Here is a 23,167-nt window from a genome sequence, read left to right on the forward strand (position 1 = left end):
CGCAAAAATACCCACGACCCGCAGCCGGCAACAACCCCCCCCCGCCCCCTACCGAACCGTCACGAACGACTCCACCGCCCGCCCAGCCCGCGCCGCCGCGTTCCAGCGTGAAGGCCGCCCGGGCGACAGCACGCCCGCCCTGCTCGAACGTCACGGGGATCGAGACGGCCCCGGCAGCGGCGTCCCCGGGCCCGTGGCCGTCGGCGACGACCGTGAGGGTCTCGTCGAGTTCCGCGTAGGCGTCGAAGGAGGCCTCGAGGCCGGTGACCGACCACGACGCCGCCGGGGCCCCGAAGAGTTCCTCGGCGGCCAGCAGGGCCGTCTGCCGTCCCGCCTCCATCAGCACCATGCCGGGCACATGGTCCTGGGCGTGGTCGAACAGACTGGGGTGACCGCCGGCCACCAGCAGCCGTGCCCGCACCTGCCGGCCGTCGGTGACCGGGTCGAGCAGCACCACGTTCTCCGGCCGCTCCCGGCCCACGCGCCCGGGCTCCACGAGGCCCTCCGCGGCCGGCCGGCGGTAGGACTCGGACGTCGGGGTGGAGCCGCCGTCCCGGCGGCCGCGGAGCATCCCGTAGACGCTGTCGGCGACGTACTTCACCCGCATGGACACCTCGCCCACGGGCTGCCCGGAGACGGTGATCGCCATCTGGTACCGCAGTCCGCGCAGCGAGCCGCCGACCCACTGCGCGTCGTGCGTCGTGACCGCGATCGTCACCTCGGCCGGCCCGTGGGCGGGCTGGAGCGCGGCCAGGCCCGGCAGCTCCATCGACCACTGCTGGAGAACGAACTTGGTGCCGTCCGGCGCCCCGAAGTGCGCGTGCACCGCGTGGGTCTCGGCCTGACGGCAGCACTCCAGCAGGAACAGCGGATCGACCGCGGACCAGGTCGTGTGGTCGGTGTAGTAGGCGTGGGACGGCGGCAGTTGCGCCCCGGCCACGAAGTGGCTGTCGTCGACCGCCGTGCTGTCGGTGAGGAACACCTCCGACAGCGCCCGGCGGTGGACGAGCGCCTTCGCCACGGTGTGCTCGAAGGTGAGCGCACGCAGCGCGGTCCCGACGCTGTCCGTCTCGGCCATCACGGTCACGCGAATCCCCTTTTCCCAGACTGTCCTTGACGACGGCCCACGCTCCCAGCGGCGGCTCACGCCCACCTCACGCACTCGTCATGCGGCGCGGAGCACCCGCCCGGACGTGTGCGATGCTGTGGAGGCATGACCACAGGCCAAGGCCCCATCCGTCCCACCGGCGGAGCGCACACCGCCCTGCGCCCCGCCACCACCGCACGGCCGAGACCTCCCCCGGCTGGCTCCGGCTGCGCCGCCCCTGGGCACCCGACGACCTCACGCTGCCGGACGGGGCCCGGCTGGAGGCCCGGGAGGAGCCCGGCCTGCTGGGGGGTGTGACGCTCCTCAGTGCCGGCGGAGTGCGCCGGAGCGACGGAGCCGCCGTACGGCTGACCGCAGTTCCGTACTGCGTGTGGGCGAACCGTCGGCAGGGACCGATGCGAGTGTGGATTCCTCGGGAGTGACGGCGTCGCTCGCCCAGAGGGCCAGTTCACGGTCCCGGGGGCCGTACGCCGTATAGGCCACGCCGTTCTCGGCCTCCGGTGCGCGGTCGCCGAAGACGCGCACCGGATGGGCCGCGTCCCAGCGCTCCCAGCCCGGGTCGCCGTCCGTGGCGAAGCGCACCCACGCGGCGTGCATCGCGTCGGCCAGGTCCTGCGGGGCGCCCTCACCGGCCAGTTTCCGGGACTCGGGGACCTCCCCGGTGTCGAAGACGAAACCGAGCTCCAGGGCGTGACAGGCGCCGAGGTCGGGGAGGTTCGAGGGCCAGGCGAATTCGTAGACGTACGAGGGTTCCGTCCGGGCGTCGGCCAGGTGGTGCAGGGGGATGCGCAGGAGGTGGTCCGTGACGAGCTGACCGACGGTCTCCGCCGTGCTCGCCTCGGGGTGCAGGGCGCGGTAGCCGCGCGGGACCTCGCTGCCGCAGTGGCAGCGGGCCATGGCACCGGCCAGGGCGACGGCCCCGAGGCGGTCGACGCGTTCCAGGAGGCCGCCGGGGACCAGCCACAGCCGGTACTCGTCCCGGGTCCAGCCCGTCAGCAGCTCGACGCCGGGGGCCGCGCCGCCCTCGGTGAGGGCCTCCAGGGGGTCGCGCGGGACGGTGTCGCCGTCGACGACGATGCCGAAGGCGGGGCCGCCGACCACGGGGCTGCTCAGCTTGCCCGCCTCGGCCTGGGTGCTCAGCAGCAGGTCGCGGTCGACGGCGGCGAAGGCCTCGGCGGTGGCGGGGATCTTCAGCCGGGTGGCCATACGGCGCACCATCCGCCGTACCTTGGCCCGGTCGGACGCCTCGGGCGGCCCGCTCTGCAGGACCGCCCGCCGGACCAGCCCCTGTGTCTGCGGGGCGGCGACGACGGCGCCGATGCTGATCGCCCCGGCGGACTGGCCGGCGAGGGTGATGCGGCCGGGATCGCCGCCGAAGGCCTCGATGGCCTCGTACACCCAGGTCAGGGCGGCTATCTGGTCACGCAGGCCGGGGTTCGGGGGCGTGTCGGGGAACAGTCCGTAGCCCTCGACACCCAGCCGGTAGTTGACCGAGACACAGACGACGCCGTCACGGGCGAAGGCATGGCCGTCGTAGACGGGCACGGCGGAGGAACCCCTGGTCAGGGCGCCGCCGTGCAGCCAGACAAGTACCGGGAGGCGGGCTCCGGGGGCCGGCTCCGGGGTCCAGACGTTGAGGTTGAGGCAGTCGTCGCCGGGCACGACCGGGTCGGACAGATAGTGGGCGAAGGCCCCGGAGTACGGGGGCTTCGGCGGGGTCGGGCCGAAGGCGCCGGCGTCCCGGACGCCGTCCCAGGGCGGGAGGGGTACGGGCGGGCGGAAGCGGCGGGGGCCGAAGGGCGGCGCCGCGTACGGGATGCCCCGGAAGACCGCCACTCCCCGCTCGTACCGGCCGCGTACGGCCCCGTACGGGCTCCTGACCACGGGATCCGTCTGGCCTGCCGTCATGCGCCCACCAGCCCTTCGCCGAGCTCGTGCACCGGTATCACCAGAGCACCACATCGCTCACGGGTATTCCGGTGCACGAGCCGGTTGGACGGCTATTTGGCGTACATCAGGGTGCCGAACCCGAGCTGGTCGTAGCCGCCGCTGTCGCTGCCGTAGTCACCCCCTCCGCCTTCGGGGGCGACGGAGAAGCACATCTGGGCGACGTACTTGTCGTCGAGGAGCAGGCGCCTGCCGTAGTGGTAGTGGAGCATCGCCCACACGGGGCGGACCTGGCCTCGCGACCCGGCGCCGGGCACGGTCTGTGACTGCGGGGAGCAGTTCTGGCCGCTGCCCCAGTTGTAGGTGGTGAAGGGCACGTCCATGTTCAGGTTGTACTTGGCGACGTACTGGGCGGCCTTCATGAAACGGCGGCCGTCGTACGAGTAGAGGTCCTCGCCCTGGTTCCAGGCCATCTCGCAGATCGCGCCCATCTGGCCCATGCCCATGACGGTGTGGCCCTGGTCGCGGCCGGACTCCTGCCACTGGCCGAGGTCGTAGCCCTCGACATTGCCGTACAGGAACGGGACGGCGTTCTTGATGGAACCGTTTCCGGCGCCGTTCTTGAAGTAGGTGACGGCCTGGTCGTACTTGGCGCCGTCGTTGTTGAGGATGCCGATGGCCAGGACGGAGGCCATGTTGCACAGGTCCCAGTTGGCCCAGTAGTTGGTGATGCAGGCGTCGTTGTGGCCGGTCAGGAACTGGTTGTTGAGCGGGTAGAAGACCTTGACCATCATCTCCTGGAAGGCGGCGAGGTCGAAGGCGCCGTAGTCCCGCATGAGTTCGGCCGCGTTGGCGAACTGCCAGCCGTAGAGGCCGGCGGCGAGGAACCGGTCGGCGTTTCCTGTGACCGTCGTCAGGGTCGTAGCCCAGGCGTTGAGGATCCGCGCGGCGCACTGGGCGTTGGCCTCGGTGCCGCCGACCCTCCAGCGCAGCGCGTTCTGGTAGGCGGCCGCGATGTCGTTGTAGAGGAGTCCGTAGTTCTGTCCGGTGCCGCCGCGGATGATGGTGGCGGTGGCGCGGGGGCTCCAGGTGGACTGGGAGTGGGAGTTGGCGGTCAGCCTGTTCCAGCCGGACAGCCAGGGGTCGGTGCCCGCGGCGACCCTGACCTTGGCGCGGTTGATGTCGCCGGCGTTGTGGAGCATGCCGGGGTGGGTGAAGGTGCCGGGGGCGGCGTCCGCCGTGGTGGCGGTGGCGCCGGCGCCGAGGGCGAGGGCCGCGGTGAGGCCGCCGGCGCTCTTGAGCAGACCGCGGCGGCTCACCTGGCCGCCCTCGTGGTGCGTGTGGGGGGAAGTGCGGCTCATGTGGGGGCTTCTCCCATCGGTGGAGTGCTACATGGGGGTGATGCTCACCTCGTCGAACTCGGTGGTGCTGCGGGCCAGGGGATCGCGGGAGCAGACCACGAGGCCCACGTAGTAGGGGGCGTCACCGAAGCCGGGGAGGTCTCCCTCGGCGAGGGGGGTGAAGGTGGCGCCGCCGTCGGTCGAGGCGGATGCGGTGAAGTGGGTTGCGGTGCGCTTCAGCCGCAGCAGGCAGGGTGCGGTGACCGCCGCGTTGCCCGTGAAGGTGGACTTTCCGGCGACGGTCGGGCGCAGCATCAGCTGGGCGCTCGTGCCGCCGGTGACGATCGCCCCGGCCGCCTGGTCGAACGGCGACAGGGACTTGGCCATCAGCAGGCCGACCCGGTCGCCGGTGGCTCCGGCGCGGGAGACCAGGCGGACGGTGACCTCGCAGTCACCGCTGACGGGCCGTCGTACGAACTGGCCCGTCATGCCCTGGTTGTTGACGGTGAGGTCGGTTCCGGCGCCCCGCACCACGAAGGTCCCGTCCTCGTGGGCGGTGGAGCCGGGGGTCCGGACGGCGACCACGCCGAGGGTGCCGTGGGCGCGGTCGTCGAGGATGACATCGCCCAGGTCGCCGTGGCTCCAGGGCGCGGGCGGCGGGGTGCCGACCGTGAGGGTGAGGGTGCCGGTGGTGTCTCCGGCGGCGTTCCCCGCGCCGGTGGTGACGGTGAACTCGCCGGCCCGGGTGGGGGTTCCGGAGATCAGGCCGGTGCGTTTGTCGACGCGCAGGCCGTCGGGGAGTCCCTTCGCGGCGAACCGGACCGGCTCGTGCGAGGCGCGCAGCAGGTGCTGGAAGGGAACGCCCTTGTTCGCGAACGCCGCTACGGCCGAGGTGAGTTGAGGTGCGGACGGCGTCGGCATCGTGGCCTTCGCCGGGTCCGAGAGGGGGCCGCGCCCGGAGCTGTTGGTCTTCGCGACGGCGTAGTGGTACGTCGTGCCGGGCTTGCCGGTGGCGTCGGCGTACCGGACGCGGGTGCCGAAGCCGACGGGGCCGATGCCGGTCGCGATCGTCTCGAACGGCCCCTTGGCGGAGGCGGAGCGCAGCACCTTGTAGCGGGCCGAGAGGTCCGGGTCGGTCCAGGCCAGCTCGACCGCGTCGGCGCCGGCGACGGCCCGCAGGTCCCCGGCGGCCCGTGCCGGGCGCGGCACGGACCAGATGTCGGCGCCCGTACGGGAGGTGATGCTGACGTTGTCGAAGGCTCCGGTGCCGGTCTCGGCGTAGTCGGCGTCGACGCCGAGGCAGGAGGTGAGAGTGAGACCGACATGCACCGTTCTGCCCAACTCGACGTCACTGCTCCCGACTTCGGTCCAGTGGATGCCGTCCGGGGAGATGGCGCCGGTGCAGCGGTCGCCCCGGCGGGTCACTCGGACCCAGTACGGCATGCGCAGCCGGTAGCCGTCGCCGGCGCCCTCGACGTACGGGGCCTGGAGCGGGGTCGCCGACTCGGGCAGCTCGCCGAGGGAGGAGATCGGGAAGGCGGCGCCGGTGGTGATCGTCTGTTGCTGGGACGGCGGCACGGGCGTACTGCCGGTGCCCTTGATCCCGGCCCCCGCATTCGGCCGTACGCTCCACACACCGCTCCAGGTGTGCAGCGGCAGGCCCTGGATCAGCATGGCGGCGTGGGCCGCGTCCGCGTCCAGGCCGGCCCGTACGGTGACGCCGATCCTGGAGTACTGGGAGCTGAGCGGCCACACGATCCGCGCGGTGATCGTGCCGTCGCCGCGCAGCGGCAGGTGGGCCAGACGATGGGTGTCGGCGGTGCCGGAGGCCTCCAGCACGAACCGCTCGCCGTCGAAGACCGCCGAGCCGGGGATCCTGACGTCGCCGACGTCCCGGGTGGACCAGAGGGCGGGCAGGCCGGGAACCGCGGACGCCCAGGCGGAACCGCCGCTCTGGCCTTGGGAGTTGACGGCGACCACCGTGTAGTACGAGGTGCGCCCCGGGCGGGCGCGGCGGTCGGTGTACGCCGGCTTGCCGACACCGGTGGCGATCTTCTCGTACGGCCCGTCGGCGCTGCTCGCCCGCAGGACGGTGTACGACTCCGCCCACGCCGAGGGCAGCCAGGCCACGGTGACGGACCCGTCGTCGCCGACCGCCGTGACACCGGCCGGGGCGGTGGGCGCGGACGGGGCCGGGGCCTTCGTACCGGCGAAGGTCAGGGTGCCCCAGCTGGGCAGGTCGTCGTTGCTGCCCTCGATGACACGGGCGCCGCCAGTGCCCCGGAAGACGGCCGCCTTGGTGTACGGAGTGTCGAGGCCACGGACCCCCGCGTAGTGCGCGTACGCCATCTCGTAGATGGGCGGCAGGGTGCCGCGTCCGACGGCCGAGACCGACGTCTTGATGTACTTGCCGGTGCGGTCCAGGTCGGGGACGAACGGGACGTCGCCGCCGAGGTTGTAGCGGGCGGCGTACTCGACGTTCTTCAGCAGCCTGTTGTCGTCGAAGGCGTACAGGTCGACGCCCTGGTTCCAGGCGACCTGCGCGGCGTCGGCGAGCAGGCCGCCGGCGAGTTGCTCGTGGCCCTGGTCGCGGCCGGACTCCTGGCCCTGTCCCGCGTCGGTGACGATGCGGTGCGGGACGCTGCCGTTGCCCGCGCCGGCGGCGGCGAAGCGCAGGGCGTCCTCGAAGAGGGCCGGCTCCTCGCAGAACACGCCGATGGCCAGGATCGACTGGACGGAGGTGAGGTCCCAGTTGCCGTTGGCGTAGAGCATGTAGCCGGAGATGGCGGGATACCAGACGCGCAGGAACGACTCCTTGCAACGGGCGATGTCCTCCTTCGCCCAGCCGTCGTAACCGGTGTACTGGAGCAACTCGGCCGCGTTGACGAACTTGAAGGCCTGAAGTCCGGCGCCCAGGGGCCCGTCCGCTCCGGTGACGGCGGTGAGGGACGCCGACCAGGCGTTGAGGATGTCCCTGGCCTTGTCGGCGTAGGCGCGCTCGCCCGTGAGGCACCACATCAGCGCGGTCTGGTAGGCGGCCGCCGAGTCGGCGACGGCCTGGTTCTGGAAGTTGGTGGGGCCCCGGCCCCAGGAGGTGATCTGGCCGGTGTTCTGGACGGTGTACGTCGACTTGGAGCGCGCGTGGGCGGAAAGGGCGAGGTAACCGTCGTAGATCGGCGTTTCTTTCGCGGCGACCGCCGTCTTCATCCGGGCCAGGTCGTCGGCGCTGTGCAGCAGTCCGGGGTGTGTGAACGCCCGGGGGCGGGCCGTGGCGGCCCGGGCGGTGCCGGGGGCGAGCAGGCCGCTCGCGCCGGACACCAGCAACAGGGCGGCCGCGCCGCCGAGGAAGCCCCGGCGGCTCGGTGCGATCGGTCTCAGGGGGCTGGTGCTCATGACGCCGCGGCCGCCTCGGCGGTGGTGAGGAACTTCAGGTTCAGCACGTGCTCGTTGGCGTGCATCGGAATGGTGTCGGTGGTGAGGTACCAGGTCGGCTTCTTCATCGAGTCGGCGATGACCGTGCCGTTGACGACGAGGTTCTCGAACGTGACGTCCTTGATGGCGTGCTTGGCGTCGTAGCCGAGCAGCAGGCAGGTCGCGAGCGGCTTGCCCGTGTAGGAGAGGTCCTTGATGTAGACGTTCTGGATGCCGCGTCCGACCGAGGTGTTGTACTTCGTGTTGTACATGACCCGCATGTGGATGAGCTGGCCCCAGCGGAAGTCCTCGACGCGGACGTTGTCGACCTTCACGTTCTTGATGAGGTTGCTGTCGCCGGGGTTGAGGGCGATGCAGCCCTGGTAGCCCATCTGGGGCTCGCGGTGGTCGCAGATGTCGAGGTTCTTGAAGCTGAGGTTCTTCAGCACCTCGGGGTTGTCGGTGTTGCCGTGCGTGCCGACGTTGATGGGGTGCGCGACGTCCGCCCAGAGCGTGGAGTTGCGTACGGTGATGTCGCTCGTGTCGCCGTAGTACTCCCAGCGGTGGGTGTAGATGGCGATGCAGTCGTCGGAGTTGCGCATGAAGACGCCGTCGATGACGACGTTGCTGCTGCAGAAGACGTCGATGCCGTCGCCCCAGCCCTTGGAGCTGAAGGAGCCGAGGCCCTTGATGGTGACGCCGGTGGCCTCGCCGAGCTGGACGGCGTAGCCGTTCGGGTTGAGGACGGTGACGGCGCCGATGGAGATGTTCCGCGAGTTCTCCACGAGGGCACCGCCCGCCGCCGTCCCGGCGAGCACGCCCCGGCCGGCGATCCCGGCGTGCTCCACGTTCCGGAAGACGACGGTCGCCTTGAGGACGGCGCCGCCGTCGAGGTAGACGGTCTTGCCGGAGGGGACGTTCAGATAGCCGTCGGCGGTGGTGTGGACGCCGGGACCGTAGTAGAGGACGTTCGGGTCGTCCTGGGCGGGGATCTTCTTCTCGACGGGGCGGGCGAAGAGGTGGAGGACGTCGAAGATGTCGTCGTTGAGCTGCACGACGACGTTGCGCGGCTTGTCGAGTGTGAACCGCAGGGTGTCGCCGCCCACTTCGGGCTTGATGCCGTAGGAGTCCGGTCTGACGCGGACCTTGGTGGTGCCGCCCTTGAGGTAGGTGACCTCGACCTCGACGGAGCCCTGGAAGTCGAAGTACGCCAGCGACGAGTTGTAGATCTTGCTCGACCCCGTGGCCGGGTTGATCTCCCCGAGCTGGGGCCGCCAGATGTCGAGTGTCTGCCACTCGCCGTCGGGGGCGGTACGGACCCGCACCTTGAAGCTGGTGTTGGTCGGCATGGCGGCCGGGCGGGGATAGGTCACCAGCTTCGGCGAGACGGCGGTGTCGTCGGCCCGGCCGGCCGTGGCCGTGAGGTTGGTGAGCCCGGCGGCGAGGACGGTGGCACCGGCCGCCTGGAGGGCGCCTCGGCGGGACAGGGACGGGGTCATGTGAACTCCTTGGCGGTACGAAGACGGGAGACGGCCGGGGTCACTTCAGGCCGGTGGTGGACATGCCGGCGACGAAGCCGCGCTGGGCGATCAGGAAGATCAGCAGGATCGGCACGACGTACATCACGGAGGCGGCGGCCTGGAGGTTGGCGACGGGCGTCCCGGCCGAGGTGACGTAGGTGGACATCACGGCGACGGCCAGCGTGGACCTGTCGGTGGAGAGCAGCAGCTGCGGGGCGATGTAGTCGCCCCAGGACCAGGTGAAGGCGATCACGAAGCTCGCGGACAGCACCGGCCAGGACTGCGGCAGGAAGATCCGCCAGAAGATGGTGCCGTAGCCGCAGCCGTCGACGATCGCGGCCTCCTCCAGCTCGCGGGGCAGCCCGGCGAAGAACTGCCGGAAGAGGAAGACCAGATAGGGAGCGGCGGCCAGTCCCCAGAACACCCACGGCCAGTACGTGTCGACCATGCCGAGCTTCGCGAAGATCAGATACGTCGGCAGCAGGGTGATCATCTGGGGCAGCATCATCGAGCCGATGAGGATGCCGAACAGCGTCTTCTTGCCGGGGGCGTCCAGGCGGGCGAAGCCGAATCCGACCCAGGCCGAGCTGAGTGTGACGAGCGTGGCGTAGATCAGGGCGATGATCAGGGAGTTGCGGGCGTAGCCGAGGAAGTCGATCAGGTTGAAGGCGTCCGCGAAGTTGTGCCACTGGACGTGGGTGGGCAGCCAGTGCACGGGCGAGGCGGCCAGTTCCGCCGGGGTCTTCAGGCCGGAGAGGATCAGCCAGCCGAAGGGGCCGATGAACAGCCCGGTGAGGGCGACGAGGACCGTGTAGAGGACGAGCCGGTTGACGCGCACCCGCACCCGGGGCGCGGAGTTCGGGGGCAGGCTGGTGGCGGTCACTTCTTCGCCTCCGGGTCGACGTTGTAGAACACCACGCCGGACGTGAACCTGAAGATGAGTCCGGTCACGATGAGGATGAGAACGAAGAGCACCCACAGCAGTGCGGAGGCGTAGCCGTAGCGGCCGAGCGCGAAGTACTGCGAGAACACGTGCATCATGTAGAGGTAGTTGGACTGCGGCAGCGCGGTGACGCCGGCGGTCGTGCCGTCCGGGGAGAGCAGCAGCGGCATGATGGTCTGCACGGAGGCGATCACGCCGGTCACCGTCTGGAAGAGCAGGACGGGCGACAGCAGCGGCACGGTGATGCTGCGGAAGGTCCGCCAGGCGCTCGCCCCGTCGATGCGGGCGGCCTCGTGCAGTTCGCGGGGCACGTCCTGGAGCCCGGCCAGCGAGATGATCATGACGTTTCCGGCGGCCCACAGCACGCTCATCAGCAGCACATACCGGGCGTAGGGGTCGGCGAGCCAGCCGAGCGCGTCGAAGCCGAAGAGGGTGATGACGCCGTTGGCGGCACCGGAGTTCTGGTCGAAGAGCGCCTTGAAGGTGAGGCCCACACCGACCGGGGGCACCACGGCCGGCAGATAGAGCAGGGTGCGGAACAACCCGCGTGCCTTGATCGGCCGGTTGACCAGGACCGCGAGCCCGAGCCCGGCGATGATCGACAGGGGCACCGAGGTGATCGCGAACAGGCCCGTGCGGCCCAGGGAGTTCCAGGTCTGCGGGTCGGAGAACAGCTCGGTGTAGTTGCCGAGGCCGACATAGCTCCAGTGCGGCGAGACGCCGTCGTAGGTCGTGAAGCTCAACCACAGCGCGTACGCCATGGGTACGACTGTCAGCAGCAGGAAACCGAGGATCCAGGGCGAGGTGAACAGGTAGAAAGCGCGATGCCTGCGCACCGTCATGGAGATCCGGGGCCGCCGGTCCCGGGTCGTGCGGTCGGCGCGCGCGGCCGGACCGATGCTGCCCGTGACGGGTATCTGGTCGACCGTCATCCCACCTGCTCCTTACCGCGCTTCAGCTGCTCGTTCATGACCGAGTTCAGACGGCCGGCCAGCGCGTCGACGGACATGCGGCCGTTCATCGCGGCCGGGGCCTCCTGGTTGAACAGGGCGTAGAGGGAGTCCGCCGTGGCGTAGGGGGTGTAGGCGATCACCGAGAAGTGCTTCAGCTCGGCCTTCTGCACCTTCAGCACCCGTTTCTGGTAGTCCTCCTGGGCCGGCATCAGCGGGCGCAGGGACTTCAGGGTGGGGATGCCCCAGCCGCCGGCGGCACGGGCCTTGGCCGGTCCCTCGCCGAAGAACCACTCGAAGACCCGCCAGGCGGCGTCCTTGTTCTTCGCCTTCTTCGGCATCCACAGGCCGGTCCCCGCCTGGCAGGGGCTGACCCGCCGGCCGCCCTCGAACACCGGGGCCGGTGCGAGGCGGGCGTGCGGCGCCAGCTTCTTGTCGGAGTTGATCAGGCCGCCGAGCCAGTAGCCGGAGTTGGACATGGCCATGCGGTTCGCCTGGAAGGTGGGCCCGTCCCAGGCATTGGGGTCGGGCTGGACGATGCTGGGGCCGACCCTTGCCCTGCCGTACTCGATGTACCAGTTCAGGGCTTTGCGCGCCTCGGGGGTGGTGAAGTCGACGCGGGAGAAGTCGTCGCTGAAGAGGCTGCCGCCGGCCGCCACCGTGAGGCTCGCCAGCATGTTGGGTGTGGACACGCCGTTGTAGCTGCCGCCGAAGACGGTCGTCTGGCCGCTCTTGCGCCGCGTCAGCCGCTCGGCGTTCTCCAGCCACTCCTCGAAGGTGACCGGCTGGGTCTCGGGCGGATAGTCGACACTCGCCTCGTCGAAGAGGGCCGTGTTGAACCAGAACATGGAGTCCTGGGAGAAGTCCTTCGCCATGCCGTAGCGGGGGCCCTTGCCCTGGGTACGGCCGTCGAAGCGCCACAGGTCGTTGACGGGGTCCAGGTCGTCGACCTTGAGGACACCGCTCCCGGCGAAGTAGGGATCCAGGTCCTCCATGACGTCCCGTGCCGCGAAATAGGGCGCGTCCGTGGCGCCGACACCGCGCACCAGGTCGGGCGGGGCGCCGTTGGTCATCATGCCGATGAGCTTGGTGATGTCGTAGCGCACCGTGACGATCTTGACGCCGATGTCCTTCTGGGCCTGTCTGACGAGCTCCGGGCCGAGGTCGTCGGGCTTGGCCATCACCGTGACGGTCTCACCGTCGCCGCTGACGCCGTTGGAGACCTGCATCGCGCAGCCGCTCAGGCTCGCCGCGCCGGTCGCGGCGCCCGCCCCCGAGAGGGCGAGGAATCGGCGGCGGCTCAGGGAAGCACCAGCACGTGGGTGCATGAACGCACCACCTCCTTGCGGTTCCGGTGGCTTGGCAACCGGTTGTTGTGCGTGGGGCAGAGCTTCTTCCGGTCGGCATGGCGCGTCAAGAGCCTTGACGAATTTTCGAAAAGACTGTGTAACCTCGGCGTCATCAGCTTGAGGGCGGGTCAGACCTGTTTTCGGTCGCCGTGATCAAGCCATCGAAGAGTGCTCCGACCGGCATGACCAGGGACGTCTCCGCACTCGACTTCGGCAACAACTGGGGAACCGGTTGCCGAGCGGACCGCCCGAGCACCGAGATCTCGACAGCGGCCGCACAGGCTCCGCCCTCCCTCACCGAAACCGCAGTAATCGATTTCCACGACCATGCCTCCTGCCGGGCCGCCCCGGAAGGGTCCCCGGGCCCGACCCGCCCGGCCACACCCGGCCCGACTCCCCCACCCCATCAACCCGCCCCCCTCTCCCGTCACGCCACGACCTGCGCTCATCACGCGCGTTACGCCGAACCGGCACCTCCCGGCGTCACCTCCGCCCAGCCGATTGACCGCCGCTTCCCGGCGGATCTACGGTAGAAGGCGCTTTCTGAAACAGTTTCCGTCCTCCGCCCTCTGCTCCAGGAGAGTCATGCCCAGCCCTCAGCTGCCGCGGACCGTCTTCGCGATGGACCCGGTGCACCTCCCGCTGCTCTTCCCTCCGCCGCTGATGGAGCGACTGAGGCGCACGGCCGACATCGACCCCGGGCTGGTGGTGCGGGACTTCGCCGATCCGGTCGCGGCCGGTGCACTGGCCTCCGCCGAGGTGCTGATCACCGGCTGGGGCTGCCCGCACCTGGACGCCGGTGTCCTCGCGGCGGTCCCGAAGCTCGACGCCGTGCTGCACGCGGCCGGCTCCGTCCGCTCCCTGGTCGGCGAGGCCCTGTGGGAACGCGGGGTGACCGTCTCCAGCGCGGTGACGGGCAACGCCCTGCCCGTCGCGGAGTACACGCTCGCGATGATCCTGCTGGTGGGCAAGGACGCCTTCGACCACCGCGAGCACTTCCGCAGCACCCATGCCTACCCGGGCCCCGCGGAGACCGCCGCGACCGGCAACCTCGGCCGCCGCGTCGGGGTCATCGGGGCATCCCGGGTGGGCCGTCGGCTGCTGGAGCTGCTGAGGCCGTTCGACCTCACCGTCCTGCTGCACGACCCTTATGTCAGCCCGGCCGAGGCCGCCGCGCTCGGTGCCGAGTCGCTGTCGCTGGAGGAGCTGCTCAGACGGAGCGACATCGTGAGCCTGCACGCCCCCGACATCCCCGCGACCCACCACATGCTCGACCGCGACCGGCTCGCCCTGGTGCGGGACGGGGGCGTGCTCATCAACACCGCCCGCGGTGCGCTGGTCGACCACGAGGCGCTCACCGGTGAGCTGCTCTCGGGCCGGCTCAGCGCGGTCCTCGACGTCACCGACCCGGAGCCCCTGCCCGCCGGCTCGCCGCTGTACCGACTCCCCAACGTGTTCCTCACCCCGCACATCGCGGGTTCCCTGGGCAACGAACTGGAGCGGCTCGGCCGCATCGTGGTGGAGGAACTGGAACGCCTGGTGGCGGGCGCGCCGCCGGTCCACGAGGTGCGGCACGCGGATCTGGCGCGGGTGGCGTGATGCCCGGGTGGTGTGACGCCCGCATGGCGATCCGTCCCAGGTGACGGCCCTTTCGGTGGGCTGTCCACAGGCCCTCCAGCCTGGAGTAACGATGGGATACGGTTTCCGCACCGGTGCGGGGCGTGCCCGGACCACGGGTGCGTCGAGGCCGTTACGGACCGGGTCACGACAGACCGGAGCGCTCGGCAACGGGCCGCACATCGGGCCACGTGCCGGGGCCGCTACGTGAAGGAGCCGCAAGGGTGAGTCAGCGCAAGGCGACGAGTGACGCCGGCCGGGCGACCATCCGCGATGTCGCGGAGCGCGCGGGCGTCTCCGTGGCCAGCGTCTCGCGGGTGCTGTCCGGCAACTACCCGGTGTCGGAGGAGCTGCGCCGGCGGGTGATGAAGGTGGTCCGGGACCTGGACTACGTCACCAACGCCCATGCCCGCTCCCTCGCCGGCGGCGGCACACCGACGGTGGCGATCCTCATCAACAACATCACCGGCGCCGCGTTCGCGCACGTCGCGAAGGGCGTCGAGGGTGCCGCCACACTGCGCGGCTGGCTCTCCCTGGTCGGCACGACCGGCGACGACCCGGAGCGCGAGCTGGCCCTGGTGAACCTCATGCGGCAGCAGGGCGTGGCCGCCGTGATCCTGCTCGGCGGCGCCTACGACTACGACGAGTACCAGCTGCGCATGGCCCGCTTCGCCCGTTCCCTGGACGCGGCCGGCTCGCATCTGGTCCTGGTGGGCAGGCCCCCGCTGGAGGGCGACGTCCCGGCGACGACCGTCGACTACGACAACGAGGGCGGCGCCTACGCGATGGCCAGCCACCTTTTGTCGGCCGGTCACCGACGCGTCCTCGTCCTGCCGGGCCACGCCGAACTGACCACCGCCCAGGGCAGGTTGAAGGGAGCGCGGCGGGCCTTCGAGGCGTACGGCGTGCCCTTCGACGCGGGCATGGTCCGGCACGGCCCGTACGACTACGAGCACGGCTACGAGGCGGTGGAGGCGGCCCTGCACGACACACCGGACTTCACCGCGGTGCTCGCCGGGACGGACGTGGTCGCCGCGGGCGCCGCGCAGGCCCTGCGCGCGGCGGGCCTGCGGGTACCGGAGGACGTCTCGATCGTCGGCTACGACGACATCCCGCTCGCCTCCCAGCTCACACCCCAACTGACCACCGTGCACGTGCCGTACGAGGAGATGGGCCGGGTCGCGCTGCGCGCGGTGGCCGACCGGCGCGAGGGCGGCGCGGGCCGCCGCAAGGGCGCCGACGGCGACCATCTGGTGCTGGGCACGCATGTCGTGGTCCGCAACTCGGTGCGACCGCCGGCGACACGCGTCGTCTGACGTTGACCTTCGTTACGTAACCGTTTTCCAGAGACTTTACGGCCCCTCGCGCGGAGCGTCGACGTGCCCGCCGCGTCGCGGACCGGCGCCCCTGCCGGCGCTTTGACCTGTACGTATACCGAACCTGACGCGAGGGCGCGCCGTCCGTCCGGCGGCAACCCGCCGGACGATCCGCCGTAACAAATTGACGCGCACCTCTTGCTCTGAGCGGATCCGTCCGCCTACCGTCCCAGCAACCGCTTACTACAGCTTCTGCTTGGCCGACCCCCCGCAACCGCGAGCCGACGGTATTCCGGCCGCCGTTCCCGGCCGGCACCAACGAGCCGCCGCCGTCCTCTCGTTCTGAGAACGTCCTATTCCGAAGGATCACGGTCAGATGAACTTCACCAGCCCCCGGAGAAGGTTCGCCTCCGCCGCTGTCGCGGGCATCGCGCTGACAGGTCTGCTCTCCGCCTGCGGCGGATCCGGCTCGGGCGACGACGCCGCGTCGAAGTCCGGTCCGGTCACCCTCCCCTTCTGGGGCTGGGCCAACGGCCAGGAGGCGGTCGTCAAGGCGTTCAACGCCTCGCACAAGGACATCCGGCTGAAGTACACGAAGGTCACCGACCAGCTGACCATGCAGAAGCAGCTGACCAACGCGGTGAAGGCCGGCAACGCCCCCTGCCTGGTGCAGAACACCGCCGAGTACGTGACCAGCTGGGTGTCGCAGGACGCGCTCGCCGACATCACGCGGTACGTCGAGGGCGAGAAGGACAAGTTCAACACCGGCGCCTGGTCGAGCGCGCAGGTGCAGGGCAAGCTCTACGGCGTTCCCACCAGCTCGGCACCGCAGTTCACGATCTACCGCACCGACATCTTCGAGAAGTACGGCCTGAAGCCCCCGGCCACCTGGGACGACTTCATCGCCGCGGGCAAGGTGCTGAAGAAGCACGGCATCAAGATCACCAACTACGCCGGTGAGGACCCGAGCACCCTGGAGGTGCTCGCGATGCAGGCCGGGGCGCACTGGTACGCGATCGACGGCAACGCCTGGAAGGTGGACTTCCAGGACGAGGGCACCCTCAAGGCCGCGAAGGTGATCCAGGAGATCATCGACAACGACCTGAACGCCAAGCTGTCCTTCGCCGACTACGCGGCCGTGCAGCGCAGTTACGACACCGGTGCCACCGCGACCCGGCAGATCTCCACCTGGCAGATGGCCGGCATGGTGCAGAACTTCACCAAGTCCTTCGGCGACTGGGCCCTGGCGCCCTGGCCGGCGTACAAGGGCGAGGCGGCCAAGACGCCGGCCGGCACGAACCTGACCGGCAGCGTGACCCTGGTGACCAAGCAGTGCGAGAACCAGGAGCAGGCGGCGAAGGCGGCGCTGTGGATGTCGACGAACCAGGACGCGGTCAAGACGATGGCGAGCCCGGAGACCGGCAACGGTGTGATGCCGGCGCTCGAGGACAGCGGTTCCTACGTCGGTGAGTCGATCTCGCAGAAGCTGCTCGGGAAGAACTACCAGCCGGCACAGAAGGTCGTGACGGACAGCCTGGGCACCGTCACCACCGACTGGACCTACGGCCCGAACTGGACCGCGATGTTCACCGAGCTCCAGGCGGGCTGGGCCAAGGTCGTCAACAAGCAGGAGAAGGTCACCGACCTGCTCGCGCACATGCAGGAGTGGACGGTCAAGGACCTGAAGTCCCGCGGTATCAGCGTCAAGGGCTGAGGCTTTCGATGATTCGCTCCCTGCGCTGGAAGGGTGCCGCGTTCACGGTGCCCTTCCTGCTCGGCTTCGTCTTCCTCTATCTGCTCCCGATCGGCTACGCCGTCTACGAGTCGCTGTTCACGGAGAGGCAGTCCGGGCTCGGCCTCGGCGGCGCGACGACGGAGTTCGCCGGACTCGACAACTACACGCAGGGCCTGACCGACTCGGCGTTCATGCACTCCATCCTGCGGGTGGTGCTCTTCGCCTGTGTCCAGATCCCCTTCATGCTGCTGATCAGCCTGTTGCTGGCACTGTTCCTGGACGCGCTCACCTCCAGGGCGGCGAGCCGGTTCCGGATCCTGCTGCTGGTGCCCTACATGATCCCCGGCGTGGTCGCGGCGATCGTGTGGGTCAACCTCTACAGCCCGGACGTCGGTCCGCTCACCCCGATCGGCAAGGCCCTCGGCCTCGACTGGAACTTCTTCGCGCCGTCGATGGTGTGGCCGTCCATCGGCAACCTGCTGACCTGGCACGGCATCGGCTACAACATGGTGATCATCTACTCGGCGCTGCAGGGCGTGCCGCGCGAGCTGTTCGAGGCGGCCCGGCTGGACGGTGCCTCCGAGCTGCGGATCGCGCGCAGCGTCAAGATCCCGTTCGTGCGCGGGGCACTGGTTCTGACGGGACTGCTGTCGATCATCCAGATGCTGCAGATCTTCAACGAGCCGGCGCTGTTCCGGAACATCACTCCGCAGACGGTCAGCGACAGCTTCACCCCGATCATGATCATCTACAACGAGGCGTTCAACGCGGGCGACTACCACTACGCGGCCGCCCTGTCCGTGCTGCTCGCCCTGATCCTGGGCGTGGCCTCCTTCCTCTTCTACCGGCTCACCTCGAAGGAGGCCGACTGATGGTGCTGACCGAGCGGACCGCCGCCGAGCGGCCCGAAGTCCGGGGCGTGCGGCGCCTGTCCCGTCCGGATCCGGCCTCGCGCGGGCGGGGCGGTCAGCGCTTCCTCCTCGTCGGGCTGGTCCTGGCGAGCGTGTACAGCCTGTTCCCGGTGTGGTGGCTGATCGTCGCCGCGACCAAGGACCGTACGGCGCTGTACCAGAGCAACGGCCTGTGGTTCTCGGGCTGGCACCTGTGGGACAACCTGCACCAGGTGTTCACGTACCAGGACGGCATCTTCCTGCGGTGGACGGCCAACTCGTTGCTCTACGCCGGTGTCGGCTCGCTCGGCGGCACGCTGATCGCGCTGGCAACCGGTTACGGACTGGCCCGCTTCGACTTCCCGGGCCGTAACGCGATCTTCGCGTGTGTCGTGGGCTCGTTCCTGATCCCGATCGCGCTGCTCACGCTCCCGCTGTATCTGCTGTTCTCGGCGATCGGCATGGTGGACACCCCGTGGGCGATGCTGATCCCCTGCCTCATCAACCCGTTCAGCGTGTATCTGGCCAAGGTGTACACCGAGGCCACGATCCCCTACGAGCTGCTGGAGGCGGCCCGGATCGACGGGGCCGGGGAGTTGCGGATCTTCTTCAGCATCGTGCTGCGGATGATGACGACGGGCGGCGCGACGGTGTTCCTGCTGGCGTTCGTGAACACCTGGAACGCCTTCTTCCTGCCGCTGACCGTGCTGCGCGGCAAGGAGAACTGGACGCTCAACCTCGGCCTCTACAACTGGACCGGGACGCGTCTGGAGTCCGGCATCGACCTGACCGGTCTGGTGCTGACCGGCGCGCTGCTGTCCATCGTGCCGATGGCGATCATGATGGTCGCGATGCGCCGCTACTGGCGGACGGGCGTGACGCTCGGCGCCCTCAAGTGATCCCTGCCGTCTTCCCCTGACTCCTGGGGGCCGCGGGTGACCTGACTCCCCGCGGCCCCCGGGGCCCGGCCCTCCCGGAGTTTGCGCGTGACCGTCCTGCACAATCCCGTCCTCCGCGGCTTCGCGCCCGATCCTTCCCTGGTCCGGGCCGGCGACTGGTACTACGTGGCGACCAGCTCCTTCGAGTGGTTCCCGACGATCCCGGTCCACCGCTCCCGGGACCTGGCCCACTGGGAGTACGCGGGGCACGTCGAGGGCGCGGCTCCCGGGGGCTCGCTGGCGGGGGTGCCCGACTCGGGTGGCATCTGGGCCCCGTCGCTGAGCTGGGACGGGGAGCGGTTCTGGGTGACGTACACCGTCGTACGGTCGGTCGGTACGCCGTACTTCGATCTCGACACGTACGTCTCTACGGCGATCGAGGTGGGCGGCGAGTGGAGCGCACCGCGCCGGGTCGCTAGCCACGGGTTCGATCCGGCCCTGTTCCACGAGGACGGCCGGCTGTGGCTGCTGAACCTGCAGAACGACCACCGGCCGGGAGGGCGGCGGTTCGCGGGGATCGTCGTCACGGAGCTGGACCGGGGCACGCTGCGCCCCGTCGGCGAGACCCGTCTGCTGCTCCAGCACGACCGGTTGATCGAGGGGCCGAAGCTGCTGCGGCGCGACGGCTGGTACTACCTGGTGCTCGCGGAGGGCGGCACGGGCTGGGAGCACGGGGTGCGGGTGGCCCGCAGCCGGGAGCTGACCGGGCCGTACGTACTCGACGACCGGCCGCTGCTGACGACGCGGGACGACGAGAGCGTGCCGTTGCAGAAGGCCGGGCACGGCGAGCTGGTCGAGACGCCGGACGGGCAGTGGCTGCTCAGCCATCTGACGGCCCGTCCGCTGCACACCCCGCAGGGGCGTCGCTGCACGCTCGGCCGGGAGACCGCGATCCAGGCGGTGACCTGGGACGCGGAGGGCTGGCCCCGGCTGCGGCAGGGCGGCTGGCACCCGGCGGTCGACGTCGACGTGCCGACCCGGCCGCGACCACTCTCCTCCCGGTCGCACCCACTGCCGGCCCACGCGGTGCCGGCCCACCCGGTGCCGGCCCACCCGGTGCCGGCCCACCCGGTGCCGATGTCTCCCGCCGCCCTGCCCGATGGCTTGTCCTGGCCGTGGAGCACCCTGCGCGAGCCGCCTGACCCGTCCTGGGCCGACACGACGGCACGCCCGGGCCGGATCCGGCTGCGCGGCCGGCACGGGCCGGAGTCCCGCTGGGCGACCAGCCTGCTGGCGCAGCGCGTCACCGAGCACCGCGCGGAGGCCGAAGTCACCGTCGAGGCACGGCCGGTGACCTTCACCCAGGCCGCGGGGCTGGTGCTCTGGTACAGCGCCGAGGCGTATCTCAGCCTGGACCTGACCTGGGCGGAGCCTGAGGGGGAGCCGCAGCGCGGTCAGCAGTGGAGCGCGGGCGGCCGGACGGTGCTGAGCCTCGTGGAGCGCGACGAGGACGGCGTGCGGCAGGTCGCCGTCGTGGACGTGCCGGACGAGCAGCCGGTGACGCTGGGGGTGACGGTCGAGGGTGCCGACGCCCGTTTCTGGTTCGTGCGGGACGGGGTGCGCACGGCGGTCGGACCGGCCCTGGACTTCAGCCGGCTGTCCGACGACCACGGCTCCCGGCTGCGCTTCACCGGGGCGATGGCGGGCATCCACGCCCGGGACCTCGTCGACGCGGCGTTCACGGCGGACTTCACGGGGTTCCGGCTGACCTGCGTATCCGGCTGAGGGCGTCGGCGCGTTCGGGGTTTCGACAAGCGATGCTCGATCCTGCTCGGAACTGCTTCCTATCGAGCACGTATTGACATGTAACCGTCGAAGCCCGCAGAGTCATGCCCCGACAGGCCCGACAGTGCCCCGGCAGTGATGCATCGACCCCATCGAGGAGTGTTGCCGTCATGTCCGAAACACCCGCTGTCTCACGCCGACTGCTCCTGGGCGGAGCCGTCGCCACCGGTGCGCTCGCGGCCGGGGTGACCGCGGCGGCCCCGGGCGCGGCCGCCGCGACCGGGCAGGCGCCCCGCCGCCGTCCCGGGCAGAAGTCGATGATCGGTGTGCCGTTCGAGGCCCACAGAACCGTCCGCGTCGGGGTCATCGGACTCGGCAACCGTGGCGGAGGCATGGTCGAGGGCTGGGCGGCCGTGCCCGGCTGCACCGTGACCGCCGTCTGCGACATCCGGGCCGACCGGGCGCGCCGCGCCGCCGACCGGCTGGTGAGCAAGGGCGAGCCCCGCCCCGCCGAGTACGGCGGATCAGCCGACGCCTACGCCCGGATGCTCCGGCGCGACGACATCGACCTGGTGTACGTCGCCACGCCGTGGGAGTTCCACCACGAGCACGGCAGAGCCGCCCTGCTGAGCGGCAGGCACGCCGTGGTGGAACTCCCCGTGGCGACCGAACTGCGCCAGCTGTGGGACCTGGTCGACACCTCCGAGCGCACCCGCAGGCACCTCCTCCTCGCCGAGAACTGCAGCTACGGCCGCAACGAACTGGCCATGCTGAGGATGGCGCACGCCGGCGTGTTCGGAGACATCACCAACGGCCATGGCGGCTACCTCCACGACCTGCGTGAACTCCTGTTCTCCGACACGTACTACACCGACTCCTGGCGGCGGCTGTGGCACACCCGCAGCACCGCGTCCCTCTACCCCATGCACGGACTGGCCCCGATCGCGGCCGCCATGGACATCAACCGCGGCGACCGGATGACCACCCTCGCCGCCACCGCGACCGCCCCGAAGGGACTGGCCGACTACCGCGAACGCTTCGTCCCGCGCGACCACCCGTCCTGGAAGGAGACGTACATCAACGGCGACCTGGTCACCTGCCTCATCGAGACCGACAAGGGCAGGATCATCCGGGCCGAGCACGAGGTGAGTTCACCCCGGCCGTACAGCAGGATCAACAGCCTCGCCGGCAGCTGCGGGATCGTCGAGGACTACACCGGGCCCACTCCGACCGGCGCGCGCGTCTATCTCGAACCGGACCACGGCGGCCACACCTGGCGCGACTTCGCCGACTACCGCAAGGAGTACGACCACTGGCTGTGGCGCAAGGTCGGTGACGACGCCGCGAACAACGGCGGTCACGGCGGGATGGACTACGTCCTGCAGTGGCGCACCGTCCAGCTGATGCGCGCGGGGCTGGTGCCCGACATCGACGTGTACGACTCGGCCGCCTGGTGCTCGGCGGTCCCGCTGAGCGCCGCGTCCCTGGCGAGGAACGGCCGTCCGGTCGAGATCCCGGACTTCACCCGTGGCGCCTGGGCCGGCAAGAGGCCCGGCCTCGACTCCAGCCCGACGGACATGCCGCCCGTCGGCTGACTCGGTCCGTCACTCAGCCCGCCCCGCCGTCGAGCAGCCAGTGGTAGCGCAGCCGCAGCGCCCGCTCGGTGCTGGCCAGCACCGTGACAAGCCCGACCACGGCGTTGGCCCCTGCCGACAGATCGATGGGCGAGATGAAGGTCCCGACGTACCGGGCGAGGCCCTGCGGGTCCCGGGTGAGCTGTTCGGCGAGCTGAAGGATCAGGAGAGCCAGGCCGATGAGAAGCACGATCAGCGAGAGGAAACCGATACAGCGGCTCACCGCGGGGTGCGATCGGTCGAGGCGGGCGCGGCGCCCCTCGGCCGAGGCGGGGTCCGGGACGAGCGGGAACTCGGCCCCCTCGGCGGTGACGTAGTGACAGCGCTTGAGCCCGAAGTTGCTCGCCCTCACTTCGACGGTGCCGCCCTCGACGGGGAAGACTGCGGGGACTCTGGACTCGGCGTGGTGCCTGCCGTCGAGGTACAGGTGAGCCTTGACGTAGCCGTCCTTCTGATTCTGATGCCTGACGTCGACGGCGTAGTCCAGCTGCCGGCCCTCGTCGCTCAACAGCCGGAGATGGAACAGTGCGCGGGTAAGCATCTGCCACCAGCGGAAACGCTTCAACGGTCGCCCGTCCCCGGGCTTGACCCGCTGGACGGCCCGGCGATGCCACCATTCCTTGAACATGTTTCCGCTCCCGTTACTCGATCGGCTCCGCCGATCCAGTGTTCTTTCCGCGCCGCCGCGTCGGCAGTGAGACTTGTCATCACTGAAAGTGACAGACGTCATCACCACGCTCCCGATGGATTCCGGCGCTGCGGCCTCGTCCGCTCCGTCACCCGTCTACCCGCCGTCCTGCGCCG

17 protein-coding genes are annotated in these 23,167 nt (G+C 70.3%); 8 read left to right on the plus strand and 9 right to left on the minus strand.

Annotated elements, in window-relative coordinates; translation table 11 throughout:
- Nucleotides 1–1,078: ScbA/BarX family gamma-butyrolactone biosynthesis protein (locus tag ACWIF2_RS25810; RefSeq protein ID WP_454363081.1), on the minus strand; the 1,078-nt coding region annotated here is incomplete at its 3' end.
- Between the two features lie 122 nt (nucleotides 1,079–1,200).
- Here ACWIF2_RS25810 and ACWIF2_RS25815 point away from each other — a divergent pair.
- On the plus strand, nucleotides 1,201–1,530 hold the full coding sequence (locus tag ACWIF2_RS25815; RefSeq protein WP_454363027.1) for a hypothetical protein: 330 nt from the start codon (nucleotides 1,201–1,203) through the stop codon (nucleotides 1,528–1,530).
- Here ACWIF2_RS25815 and ACWIF2_RS25820 read toward each other — a convergent pair.
- The 7 genes from ACWIF2_RS25820 to ACWIF2_RS25850 all read right to left on the minus strand — a co-directional run bounded on the left by ACWIF2_RS25820 (nucleotide 1,412) and on the right by ACWIF2_RS25850 (nucleotide 12,487).
- Entirely contained in the window at nucleotides 1,412–3,016 is a 1,605-nt protein-coding gene (locus ACWIF2_RS25820) for a carboxylesterase/lipase family protein (RefSeq protein WP_454363029.1), read from the minus strand. The two genes, ACWIF2_RS25815 and ACWIF2_RS25820, sit on opposite strands and share 119 nt — an antisense overlap.
- Nucleotides 3,017–3,108: 92 nt before the next feature.
- Nucleotides 3,109–4,356, minus strand: a complete 1,248-nt coding sequence (locus ACWIF2_RS25825) for an alginate lyase family protein (RefSeq protein WP_454363031.1) — start codon at nucleotides 4,354–4,356, stop codon at nucleotides 3,109–3,111.
- Between the two features lie 27 nt (nucleotides 4,357–4,383).
- Nucleotides 4,384–7,728 (minus strand): alginate lyase family protein, encoded by a 3,345-nt coding sequence (locus ACWIF2_RS25830; RefSeq protein ID WP_454363033.1) that lies wholly within the window; start codon nucleotides 7,726–7,728, stop codon nucleotides 4,384–4,386.
- Nucleotides 7,725–9,245 (minus strand): glycosyl hydrolase family 28 protein, encoded by a 1,521-nt coding sequence (locus ACWIF2_RS25835; protein ID WP_454363035.1) that lies wholly within the window; start codon nucleotides 9,243–9,245, stop codon nucleotides 7,725–7,727. Before ACWIF2_RS25835 ends, ACWIF2_RS25830 begins: the two co-directional genes overlap by 4 nt.
- Before the next feature lie 40 nt (nucleotides 9,246–9,285).
- Nucleotides 9,286–10,149: a carbohydrate ABC transporter permease gene (locus ACWIF2_RS25840; RefSeq protein ID WP_454363037.1), complete on the minus strand. Its 864-nt coding sequence runs from the start codon at nucleotides 10,147–10,149 to the stop codon at nucleotides 9,286–9,288.
- Nucleotides 10,146–11,141, minus strand: a complete 996-nt coding sequence (locus ACWIF2_RS25845; protein ID WP_454363038.1) for a carbohydrate ABC transporter permease — start codon at nucleotides 11,139–11,141, stop codon at nucleotides 10,146–10,148. The genes ACWIF2_RS25840 and ACWIF2_RS25845 overlap by 4 nt, the downstream gene beginning before the upstream one ends.
- On the minus strand, nucleotides 11,138–12,487 hold the full coding sequence (locus tag ACWIF2_RS25850; RefSeq protein WP_454363040.1) for an extracellular solute-binding protein: 1,350 nt from the start codon (nucleotides 12,485–12,487) through the stop codon (nucleotides 11,138–11,140). Before ACWIF2_RS25850 ends, ACWIF2_RS25845 begins: the two co-directional genes overlap by 4 nt.
- 606 nt (nucleotides 12,488–13,093) lie before the next feature.
- Here ACWIF2_RS25850 and ACWIF2_RS25855 point away from each other — a divergent pair.
- The 7 genes from ACWIF2_RS25855 (at nucleotide 13,094) to ACWIF2_RS25885 (ending at nucleotide 22,324) form a co-directional block, all read left to right on the plus strand.
- Nucleotides 13,094–14,107: a hydroxyacid dehydrogenase gene (locus tag ACWIF2_RS25855; RefSeq protein ID WP_454363042.1), complete on the plus strand. Its 1,014-nt coding sequence runs from the start codon at nucleotides 13,094–13,096 to the stop codon at nucleotides 14,105–14,107.
- Nucleotides 14,108–14,349: 242 nt separating this feature from the next.
- Nucleotides 14,350–15,441 (plus strand): LacI family DNA-binding transcriptional regulator, encoded by a 1,092-nt coding sequence (locus ACWIF2_RS25860; RefSeq protein ID WP_454363043.1) that lies wholly within the window; start codon nucleotides 14,350–14,352, stop codon nucleotides 15,439–15,441.
- A 376-nt stretch (nucleotides 15,442–15,817) separates the two neighbouring features.
- Nucleotides 15,818–17,155, plus strand: a complete 1,338-nt coding sequence (locus tag ACWIF2_RS25865) for an ABC transporter substrate-binding protein (protein WP_454363045.1) — start codon at nucleotides 15,818–15,820, stop codon at nucleotides 17,153–17,155.
- Nucleotides 17,156–17,163: 8 nt separating this feature from the next.
- Complete coding sequence (locus ACWIF2_RS25870; protein ID WP_454363047.1) at nucleotides 17,164–18,048, plus strand: carbohydrate ABC transporter permease; 885 nt, start codon at nucleotides 17,164–17,166, stop codon at nucleotides 18,046–18,048.
- Nucleotides 18,048–18,965, plus strand: coding sequence for a carbohydrate ABC transporter permease (locus tag ACWIF2_RS25875; RefSeq protein WP_454363049.1), 918 nt, complete (start codon nucleotides 18,048–18,050; stop codon nucleotides 18,963–18,965). Before ACWIF2_RS25870 ends, ACWIF2_RS25875 begins: the two co-directional genes overlap by 1 nt.
- 87 nt (nucleotides 18,966–19,052) lie before the next feature.
- Nucleotides 19,053–20,729, plus strand: coding sequence for a glycoside hydrolase family 43 protein (locus tag ACWIF2_RS25880; RefSeq protein WP_454363051.1), 1,677 nt, complete (start codon nucleotides 19,053–19,055; stop codon nucleotides 20,727–20,729).
- Nucleotides 20,730–20,899: 170 nt separating this feature from the next.
- Nucleotides 20,900–22,324, plus strand: a complete 1,425-nt coding sequence (locus ACWIF2_RS25885) for a Gfo/Idh/MocA family protein (protein WP_454363053.1) — start codon at nucleotides 20,900–20,902, stop codon at nucleotides 22,322–22,324.
- A gap of 13 nt (nucleotides 22,325–22,337) precedes the next feature.
- Here the strand turns inward: ACWIF2_RS25885 and ACWIF2_RS25890 are convergent, their stop codons facing one another.
- Nucleotides 22,338–22,991 carry a hypothetical protein gene (locus ACWIF2_RS25890; protein ID WP_454363054.1) on the minus strand — a complete coding sequence of 218 codons (654 nt, stop codon included), beginning with the start codon at nucleotides 22,989–22,991 and terminating at the stop codon, nucleotides 22,338–22,340.
- Nucleotides 22,992–23,167 lie beyond the last annotated feature (176 nt).

This window comes from Streptomyces sp. NPDC055506, from assembly GCF_053643595.1.

Excerpts from the sequence above, each read along its gene's own strand:
- ACWIF2_RS25815 (WP_454363027.1), top strand. The coding sequence starts at position 1,201 with ATGCTGTGGAGGCATGACCACAGGCCAAGGCCCCATCCGTCCCACCGG.
- ACWIF2_RS25820 (WP_454363029.1), bottom strand. The coding sequence starts at position 3,016 with ATGACGGCAGGCCAGACGGATCCCGTGGTCAGGAGCCCGTACGGGGCC.
- ACWIF2_RS25825 (WP_454363031.1), bottom strand. The coding sequence starts at position 4,356 with ATGAGCCGCACTTCCCCCCACACGCACCACGAGGGCGGCCAGGTGAGC.
- ACWIF2_RS25830 (WP_454363033.1), bottom strand. The coding sequence starts at position 7,728 with ATGAGCACCAGCCCCCTGAGACCGATCGCACCGAGCCGCCGGGGCTTC.
- ACWIF2_RS25835 (WP_454363035.1), bottom strand. The coding sequence starts at position 9,245 with ATGACCCCGTCCCTGTCCCGCCGAGGCGCCCTCCAGGCGGCCGGTGCC.
- ACWIF2_RS25845 (WP_454363038.1), bottom strand. The coding sequence starts at position 11,141 with ATGACGGTCGACCAGATACCCGTCACGGGCAGCATCGGTCCGGCCGCG.
- ACWIF2_RS25850 (WP_454363040.1), bottom strand. The coding sequence starts at position 12,487 with ATGCACCCACGTGCTGGTGCTTCCCTGAGCCGCCGCCGATTCCTCGCC.
- ACWIF2_RS25855 (WP_454363042.1), top strand. The coding sequence starts at position 13,094 with ATGCCCAGCCCTCAGCTGCCGCGGACCGTCTTCGCGATGGACCCGGTG.
- ACWIF2_RS25865 (WP_454363045.1), top strand. The coding sequence starts at position 15,818 with ATGAACTTCACCAGCCCCCGGAGAAGGTTCGCCTCCGCCGCTGTCGCG.
- ACWIF2_RS25870 (WP_454363047.1), top strand. The coding sequence starts at position 17,164 with ATGATTCGCTCCCTGCGCTGGAAGGGTGCCGCGTTCACGGTGCCCTTC.
- ACWIF2_RS25875 (WP_454363049.1), top strand. The coding sequence starts at position 18,048 with ATGGTGCTGACCGAGCGGACCGCCGCCGAGCGGCCCGAAGTCCGGGGC.
- ACWIF2_RS25885 (WP_454363053.1), top strand. The coding sequence starts at position 20,900 with ATGTCCGAAACACCCGCTGTCTCACGCCGACTGCTCCTGGGCGGAGCC.
- ACWIF2_RS25890 (WP_454363054.1), bottom strand. The coding sequence starts at position 22,991 with ATGTTCAAGGAATGGTGGCATCGCCGGGCCGTCCAGCGGGTCAAGCCC.